The sequence below is a fragment of the Fibrobacter sp. genome (assembly GCA_024398965.1).
GTDB lineage: Bacteria > Fibrobacterota > Fibrobacteria > Fibrobacterales > Fibrobacteraceae > Fibrobacter.
The window spans coordinates 1-8,639 of the sequence record JAKSIF010000077.1 but is presented as its reverse complement, the minus strand read 5'-3'; the positions used below and the strand labels follow the sequence as shown (position 1 = coordinate 8,639).

Below are 8,639 nucleotides of genomic sequence, written 5' to 3'. Positions count from 1 at the left end.
CCTGGTGGAACAGCGGGACTTCAGTAATCGGGGTTTCGAATTTTAAGCTCATAGTAGCCATAATTTAGTAAAAGGAAGGGCTTTTGTTTAGTGTTATAAATGCTTTGTTTTTGGCGGGGGAGTACGGCTTTTGTATATTAACATCATGAAAAATTTTAAGACAGCAGTCGCTCTTTTTGTAACTCTTTTAGCATCAACAAGTTACGCCGCAAGTGGTGCCGCCGCGGTGGTGGCAAAGACCGCAGGTAAAAGCTATTCTGAACCTACCCGCAGGGAATTCCTGAAGGGCTGCCAGGAAAACGTCGAGGCTCCCATTTGCGAATGCGTCCTTCAGAAACTGTCGGCCAAGTACGACGAAAACAAGTTCAAGGATTTGGAACGCCAGCTATCCATTGGCATCGAGGACCCGGACTATGTCAACTTCATCGTCAATGCCACAACGGAATGCGGTGCCGCTTATGATGGAGGCTCCAAGAATTCCCCTCAGGATAAAGGCTCCCAGGGAGGGCTCAATATCGCAGGCTATGAAGTTTCCGCCGAAGAAATGATGATCTTGATGGCTATGCTTCAAAGCCCCATGCTCAAGGACAATTTCGTGCAGTCCTGCACTGTGGAATCTATGGAATGGCTTGGCGCCAACCAGGCGGATAAGACCTGTAAGTGCGCCTATGACCGCTTGATCAAGGACAACACCTTGCTAACCAAGATGCTTATGGAAAGTGGGGATGGGGAACTTGCCAATTTTGACAAGTGGGGCTTTACCCTCGTGGAACCCTGCCTTCCAAAGCAGTTTCCCGCCGAAATGGATAACGCCTTCATCAAGGAATGCATGAAGTCTGGAGACGTAAAGAAGGCTACCTGTGAATGCGTTCTCAAGTCCATCAAGAAGGATTATAACGTCAAGTCGTTAATCAAGACCTCCTTTGAGGAACCCAAGAAAATCGAGCTTGACATGACACTGAAGGCCGCTCAGTGCCTTTCGAAGTAAGCTATATTTGCCCTCGAAAAATAAGGAACGAATATGGCTGAAAAATTCAAGATGCAAATGAACCTGGCTTCCCGCCTAGACAAGTACTCCCTGAAGCTGCAGCAGCTCATGGTGAAGTCCAAGTTCACCCTTAAGGCCATGGAATATGGCGCAACTCATACCATGCTTCGCGATCTCATTAAGTATGGCGTGGAACTTGATGGCGTGTTTAACAGTGTTGGTGACTTCTGCTTTTCCAAGACCACTCTTCCCTTGGAAGAATACGCCCTGGATATGAATGTCCAGTTTGACGCGGTGTCCCTAGAAGCTCGCCTTATGAGCGTCAGCATCTCCAGCAAGCGCGTCAAGGACGGCAACACCGAAACTGAATACTCCTTCAATTTCGAAAAGGATGCCGACAAGGAAGACTTCGACATGGTCATTCCTTACTTCAAGGTAAAGGAACCTGACGAGGAACAGGACGACCCCAACAAGGTTGAAATGGGAAGCCTCCAGGATGCTCTTTCTGAATTGGAAGGCGGTGGAAAGGGCAAGTTCAAGAAGAAAAAGAAGCGCCCCTTCATCTATTACGATACCTACTTCACCATTGAATAAAATTTGAAAAAGCTCCGCAAAGACGCGGGGCTTTTTTTGGGGATTTAGGAGAGAAGATTATTTTTTGAAAGAATCTGGAGACTTAGTCCCTTATAAGGATTCGACTCGTTTTACGGTTGTTTATTTCGGACTTGATGATGTACCTTCCCTTGGGCAGGTTCTGCTTTGCCTCTTCATTGCCAAGGTACTTTCCCTTAAGATCAAATATCTGTACATTCGTTTCCACTCCGTTCAGGGAACTGTACTTCATAAGGATTGAAGTGGGTTCCTCTGTGGAAGGTGCGTAAGTTCCCCAGCCGGGCATATCTTCCAAAGTAATCACTCGTTCGTCGTTCAGATTGCTTTTCCACATGGCATTGGATGTCTGGGAGGAGAAGGTGCTTCCCCAGGTGCTGTACCAGGGCATCCACCAGCTCCACATGGCTTCTTCCTTCACCATGTTGTTGATGTCGGGAATGGGTCCGTTTTCCGTAAGGGCGATAATCTTGGATGACTTGGAAGCACTCTTGAACTTGTCAAAGTCACTGGAGCAACTGGAATGATCGTTTGCGCTGTTGTATATGTCGATGGCGATAACGTCATAATAGTCTGCACCCGGATCCCAGTCATAAACAGCGGGGGAGATGGGATTGTAAACCCAGATCATGTTTTTTACGCCCTTGACTTTCACCATGCGGTCGAATACCAGACGGTAGAGGGCTGCGAACTGTTTTCCGGAATTGATGCTCCACCAGAACCATTTGCCGCCTGCTTCGTGCAACGGACGGAAGATGCCTGCAATACCGTCTTTTTGAAGATCCAGGAAATAATCGGCGATATGGTCTACATCAGCGATGATGCCCTTGTAGGCGGCGCTTTCTGTGTTCCATTCGGTGGTGCCGGATTTAAAGGCTGTTGCGAAGTCGAAGTCGGTGTAGGTGCCGTCGGTTGCACCCTTGATGTAGAAGGCGTCCTGCTTGTCCAGTGGGTCTTTCCAATGCCAAGTGAAGTTGGGTATGCCACCCTGTTTCCAGAGGTTTCTTGCGAGAGAAAGAGCCTTGTTGGTGTATTCCTGGTTCCAAGAACTGTTTGCGTTAGGGCCGCTTGCGAAGAGAAAGTCTACGCCGACAAGCGCAGGATATTTGCCGCCTTTGCTGTAAATTTCCTTTACGTCGTCGTGAGTCTTGAAATCTGCGCCCATGGAGTAGCTGCCCATGTCGCCGGTCATTACACCGCTAATGGTTTTCTTGCCGAAGTTGTTGACCAGGAAAGTGTAAAGCTTCTGGGCGGATTCAGTGGCGTTGGGTGTTACTAGGTTTGAACTGATTTTGAACGGTTCGGATACGTAGGGGTTTACTTCGATGTAGTCCACGCTGACCCATCCCCAGTATTTTTCAATGAGGATGGTGTTGTTACCTGCATTGAGTGTAACCACTGTGGACAAATCTGTCCAGTTGTTGGAGGCTTCGAAAGCCAAAGTTCCTGCGGAGGCGCCATTTACCTTGAGGAGGTTTTCCTTGTAATCGCCCACCTTGTAACGAACCTTTAAAGAGTACTTGCCGGTCTTTTCTGCATTGACATTGTTGATGGATAAATTGCCAGATTGCATGTCCACATAGGCTCCGCCGGAAGCCCCGCCGTCACTGACTTTCTTGGCGTCATTGGTCAAGGTCCCTGCTTCCGCTTCGTATTTCGCTGCAAAGGATGCTGTGGCAATTGTGGCACCCAAAATGAGTAAAAGTTTTCCGATATTCATAATCACTCCTTGTTGTCTAGAAAATAGATTGGTGTGGCTCTTCTATGGTGAAAAAACTCACAAAGGTGTGGACAAAAATGTCAACGTTTTTGTAAAAATTTGTTATATTTATGGATGTTATAAAGTAGATGTTTATGAGAGAAATCCATATTGTAGAGGCTATATATGTTTGCCAGAAATAAAATCAACATCTATGATTATCTGGATTACCGGCTTTTTTTGCGGGATTTCTATGACTTGGAAAAATCTCTTGATCCGACTTTTAGCTATCGAGTTTTTGCAACAGCTGTGGACATAGATGCAAGCCTTCTCGTGAAAATTTTGCGATCGAAACGCCACTTGTCTGATACTTCTGTAAATACGTTTGTTGCATTCTTTAATTTCAAGGATGGCAAATCGGAGTATTTCCGGGAGATGGTTGCTTATGGAAAAGCTAAGACACCTGATGCAATCCGAAAGCATTTTGAAACCTTACAGAAAATGCGTCCATCCCGTTGCCGTATGCTGGATGAGGCACGCTACCGCTATTTCCAGCAGTGGTATTATCCGATGGTACGTTCTGCTTTGGATGTTTATGAATATAGAGGCGAACAGGATGCTGTGTCGCTAGGAAATTCCTGCATTCCAAAGCTTACTGCAGCGCAAATTGTGACGTCGGTGGAAGCTCTCCTTCAGTTGGAACTTGCAAAAAGAAACGAACAAGGTCGTATTGTTCCTTCGGATGCTCACGTTCGCACGCAGGATCACTGGCTCAGCGCGTCTATCAGTGAATATCAGAAAACCGTGACGGAATTGGGTCGGCAGTCTATTGAAAATATTCCCAAGGAAAATCGCGACATTAGCACCTTGACTATGGCGTTGGATTCCTCGCAAATTGAAAAAATCCGTGGAATTTTGGCGGATGCTCGTAAATCCATCGTGAACGTGGTGAATTCCATGCCGGCTGAACAATGCGATAGTGTTTATCAATTAAATTTTCAGATGTTCCCCATGATGAAAAAGGTTCGGTCATGAAACGACTGCTAACGGCATTAATATCGACCTTGCTGATTTGGGCCTGCTCAGGCTCTGGATCAGATATGTCTGGCGCCACTAGTGAAACGACTAATGGTATTGCCTTGCATGTGGCTGACGCGCGGCAGAAACCCTTGGCCCATGCCCGTGTGAACCTTTATTCCAAGGAAACTTTGAACAAACTGGAATCAGCAACGACGGATGACTCCGGAGTCGCATACGTGAAAGTCCCCGTCGAAGAGTGTTATCTAGAAGGGATAGCAGGCAGTGATTCCGCCCTCATGGTTTGGAATAACTTTGATTCTACGCAAAAAGAACTTGTGCTGGAACCGTCTGCATCTGTTGTTGTTCGTATGGACAGTGCTGAGGCTGCCTCTCTCCAGATGGTGTTGGCGGAAACTCCGTATATGGCTTTGTGGCGAGACGGCGCATTTGTTTTCGCCCACGTTCCTGCAGGAAAGTTTGATTTGCTGCTTGGGGACTCTGCAATTGTCGAAATGAGTCTTGATGCAGGTGTAACTCTGGATACGGTTTTGACTTCTGCAATTTCGGAGCCGGATACCGTTCAATTGGATAGTGCGGGAATTTTCACATTCGAAGATTTTGAAGACGGAGATAGTCTCAATAATTTGGCCAAGTACTATCCGAATCACGGTTGGTATTTTTCTTCCATGGGCGATTGCAAATGGACCCGTCCTGAAGATGGTAGGAGTTTTGATGCAGTGCAGGATTCCTCTGCTGATCATGGCTACTTCCTTTCTGCACAATACGACATTGGCGATTCCGGAATGGTGATTCTTGGTACCCATCTGGGGACTGATTCGTTGGCTTTTGATATGAGCGGGCTTACTGCAATTCGTGTGACATATCGCAGCAATGGAAATCTGAATTTAGGTTTGGAAAACGCGGTTGCTACGGATGGCGGTGCCTATAATAAGGCCATGTGGAATTTGCCTGCTGCGGAAAAGTGGACTGAAATTGAATTGAAGCCTGGCGATGAAATCTTGAAGCCCTCGGCCAACCAGTTGGAATGGAATGAAGTTTCCAAGGAAATTGCTCTTCTGAGTTTCTTTATTCAAGATGGCTCCTTTATAGAAGTTGACAAGATTGTATTCGAAGGCGTAAACTTCGTGTATTATGCGCCATAAGCAATGCTAAGTGTGAATCGTCTACACGCGCACTCCCTCTACAAGAAAATCATTAAGCAAAAAAGAAGCGCCTGTAACCAGACGCTTCTTGATGTTTTTTCACAATAGCGAACGATATAAGTAAGTTCGTAGTGGAGCAAGGTAAGTCGGTAAAAGAAAAACATCTGGATTTTTCCAGATGTTTTACCGAAAAAATAGCTCAACTACAAGTAATTGCGTACAGTCCCAAAGGCGAAGGATGAAAGTCACTAAGCAAAACATTCCGCAGCGAAGCGAGGACCGTTTTGCGTGTGAGCTTACATCCGAAGCCTAGACGAAACTCGCCTTACTTGTACAAAAGAGCGAACATCCGTAAAAACGGGTGGTATAAGTAATTGTATAGGGGAGTGAAGGTAAGTCGCAAAGAAAACAACCCGGAACGGCCTTGTTTTCGTGCGAGCTTACCTCACGGACCGAAACTACTTATACAACAAAGCGAACACCATGCCAGGACGGAAGTACTTACCAGCGGTGTACTTCAGCGCAGTGCTGTGCATCAGAGTGAACAGCTTTTCTGCATCGACCTTGGCGTCCTTGGCGATAGCGCCGTAAGCCTTGGTGAATGCAGCCACGTTGCGGGGCAGCTTCGGGCTAATGCGGCTATCTGCAAGGAGTGCGCCCTTGGCCAGCAATGCCTTGTGCATCTTGTCGGCGGCAGCCTGGCTGATGCCGAAGGTAGATACCAGAGCGGCGGCGTGCAGGCGGCAAGAACCGTTGAAACCTTCCGGTGCAGCGAAGGGAACCTTGGCTTCATCGTAGAGGTTACGGGTCATGGAATCGCCCAGGTCAGCGGCTTCCTTCACGAGACCGTGCATCATGCAAGCGGTCATGACGCTGTACTGAATACCGATCCAAACGTCGTGAGCCTGGAAGTTGAATTCATCCAGCGGGGAACCGTCCTTGTGAACGAGGTTTGCTGCACCAATCAGCGGACTGTTTGCCTTGTAGTTGGTGTTGAAGACCTTCAGCAAGTTCTTCTTGGCCTTGGTTGCGTCGCAAATGGGCTTCAGGCCCAGCATGCGGAGGTAAGTGTCTGCCAGCAGAGTATCAACGAACACGTCGTCGCAATCGTTGGAAACCTTTGCAGACCAGGAAGCGGTGAAAGCGTCCTTGCACTGGGCGGTGATCCATGCCTTCTTCAGGCCGCGGAGTTCAGACTTGGAAAGTTCAACATCGGACGGAATTTCGCCGGAGTTAAGCCAAGCGTTGATGGCGGCGACACCAGCCTTCGGGCATTCCGGAAGTTCAATGGATTCCTTCACGGCTTCACGGAGGGCGGCGTACTTTTCAACGTTCACGTCCTTCATTTCCATGGGGGTCACGAAGAAGTGGTAGTAACCTTCATTTTCGTCCCACAAGGCTTCGTCGAATTCCTTGTTGGCGGCAACAGACTTTTCGTTCCACTTGGCAGCCTGATCATTGTCGCCCAGGAGTTCAGCAATCTTTGCTGCAGCGCGGAGACCTGCAATCCAGAGAGAACCGCAGTAAACGGAAATACCGTGAGAGCTCAGGTTGTCGAAGGTGTCGTCGGTACCGTGGGTCAGCGGGAAGTTTTCGCCTTCATTCACCATCTTTTCAAGATATTCCATGGCGGCGTAGACAGCGTCCTTGCAGTCCTTCAGAACATCGAGATTCTTGGTGGTCACGTAGTGGCGGAGAACCATCAAAACGTACTTAGGAGCAAGATCCTTCCATTCCTTCACATTGTGCCAGTCGTAGGCATCCGGTTCTGCATCGAAGGGGCTACCCAGGTCGTGAATCACGGCGCCGCGAACAGCGCGGGGGCCTTCCAGCTTCGGATCTGGAAGATCAGCAAAGGGCAGGTTCACGTATTCATGATGACGGCGACGGTTTTCGTTAATAGCGAGGATGGCGTCACCGAAACGCTTCATCACAACACCGTCCAGGCGGGGCATCAAAGCCAGCAGGCTGAAGCTGCCGTAGAAGTAAACGTCCAGAGAGTTGAAGAACGGATAGTCTGCGCATTCACGAACCAGGAAGCGGTCTTCCTTGTCCCATACGGTTGCTTCTGCCAGGAAGCTGAGGGTATTGATAGCAAGGCTCTTGAATTCCACCTGCTTCTTTGCTTCCTTGTAGATCTTTGCAACCTTGGCCTTGGGAACCAGGGCTTCGAATGCCTTGAGGCGAGCGTCCATGGTCTTGTCAGCTGCCAGAGCTTCGTCCAGGATTGCGCCAACGCGGCCATAAGCTTCGGGGTAGAAGGCGGTGTACTTCTTCTGGCTGGTGAGCTTCACAAGCTTGATTTCCGGGAAGTCCAGAACCATGTTGAACTGGAAGGAAACCTTCTGCTTGGGCTTGAGAACGACGGTCACAGCGATGGCGCCGGCGATGGTTTCGCGGCCGCTGTAGACGTTCTTCACGAAAATGTTGTTGACGCGACCGCTCTGGAGGGCAGCCTTCACGGTAGCTGCTGCGTCGTCCTGGTAGAACATGGGCTTCACGGAAACGTTCAGGTTGTCCTTCTTGTTCCATGCAACGGAAATGCCCATGCAGCCGTTAAAGTCAGAAGCGGGCTGCTGTTCTTCGTTGTAGAATTCAATACCGCGGACTTCGCGGCCGTCGGCAGCTTCCATGCTGAAGCTTACAGCCTTCGGGTTCTTGGCCATGGGAACCAGAACAAAGCTGGAATCCTGCACGCCCTGACGGTCCTTGCGAGCGTAGTAGCCGCAGAGGCTGTCCTGAACCTGGACGATGGTCATTTCGCGTGTTTCCTTGGTGGTGTTTTCCAGGGTGAATACGGTTGCGTTTACCGGCAGGCTGGAGAGACGTTCGTCACCCGGGGTCACGTAGCTGGACTGGGTCTTAGTAATTTGAACGCCCTTGCCTTCGTACTTGGTTTCGGCGACGGGGTAGAGGGCGGTGTACTGCATCTTGGCTGCGTCGTAGCCTTCCTGGCCGAGGAAAGTCTTGTCGTCTGCCCATGCGGCGGTCAGGGCGCCCTGGCGAGCAATCTTTTCACCAACCACGCCGTCGAAGAAATCGATAACCACTGCGCGGTTCACTTCTTCAACCTTAGCTCCCTTCTTGGCGAGGAGAGCTGCGGTACGGTCGCTCCACTGGATGTGCCAGCGTTCGAATGCGGCCATGTTGTTCTTCAGGA

At 49.2% G+C, this 8,639-nt stretch carries 6 protein-coding genes; 4 read left to right on the top strand and 2 right to left on the bottom strand.

Annotated elements, in window-relative coordinates; all coding sequences use genetic code 11:
• Window positions 1–145 precede the first annotated feature (145 nt).
• Window positions 146–988, top strand: a complete 843-nt coding sequence (locus MJZ26_14130; GenBank protein MCQ2106916.1) for a hypothetical protein — start codon at window positions 146–148, stop codon at window positions 986–988.
• A gap of 33 nt (window positions 989–1,021) precedes the next feature.
• Window positions 1,022–1,582: a hypothetical protein gene (locus MJZ26_14125; GenBank protein ID MCQ2106915.1), complete on the top strand. Its 561-nt coding sequence runs from the start codon at window positions 1,022–1,024 to the stop codon at window positions 1,580–1,582.
• A gap of 82 nt (window positions 1,583–1,664) precedes the next feature.
• Here MJZ26_14125 and MJZ26_14120 read toward each other — a convergent pair whose 3' ends face one another.
• On the bottom strand, window positions 1,665–3,317 hold the full coding sequence (locus MJZ26_14120) for a beta-mannosidase (protein MCQ2106914.1): 1,653 nt from the start codon (window positions 3,315–3,317) through the stop codon (window positions 1,665–1,667).
• A 165-nt stretch (window positions 3,318–3,482) separates the two neighbouring features.
• Here MJZ26_14120 and MJZ26_14115 point away from each other — a divergent pair, with 165 nt between their 5' ends.
• Window positions 3,483–4,331: a TIGR02147 family protein gene (locus tag MJZ26_14115; protein MCQ2106913.1), complete on the top strand. Its 849-nt coding sequence runs from the start codon at window positions 3,483–3,485 to the stop codon at window positions 4,329–4,331.
• Between the two features lie 65 nt (window positions 4,332–4,396).
• Complete coding sequence (locus MJZ26_14110; protein MCQ2106912.1) at window positions 4,397–5,479, top strand: hypothetical protein; 1,083 nt, start codon at window positions 4,397–4,399, stop codon at window positions 5,477–5,479.
• Between the two features lie 458 nt (window positions 5,480–5,937).
• On the opposite strand, the gene MJZ26_14105 is transcribed toward MJZ26_14110, so the two are convergent.
• On the bottom strand, window positions 5,938–8,639 hold a 2,702-nt coding region (locus MJZ26_14105; protein ID MCQ2106911.1), incomplete at its 5' end, for a non-lysosomal glucosylceramidase.

What these genes read in the sequence shown, in the direction of transcription:
- MJZ26_14130 (MCQ2106916.1), top strand. Translation starts at nt 146, where the DNA reads ATGAAAAATTTTAAGACAGCAGTCGCTCTTTTTGTAACTCTTTTAGCA.
- MJZ26_14120 (MCQ2106914.1), bottom strand. Translation starts at nt 3,317, where the DNA reads ATGAATATCGGAAAACTTTTACTCATTTTGGGTGCCACAATTGCCACA.
- MJZ26_14110 (MCQ2106912.1), top strand. Translation starts at nt 4,397, where the DNA reads ATGTCTGGCGCCACTAGTGAAACGACTAATGGTATTGCCTTGCATGTG.
- MJZ26_14115 (MCQ2106913.1), top strand. Translation starts at nt 3,483, where the DNA reads ATGTTTGCCAGAAATAAAATCAACATCTATGATTATCTGGATTACCGG.
- MJZ26_14125 (MCQ2106915.1), top strand. Translation starts at nt 1,022, where the DNA reads ATGGCTGAAAAATTCAAGATGCAAATGAACCTGGCTTCCCGCCTAGAC.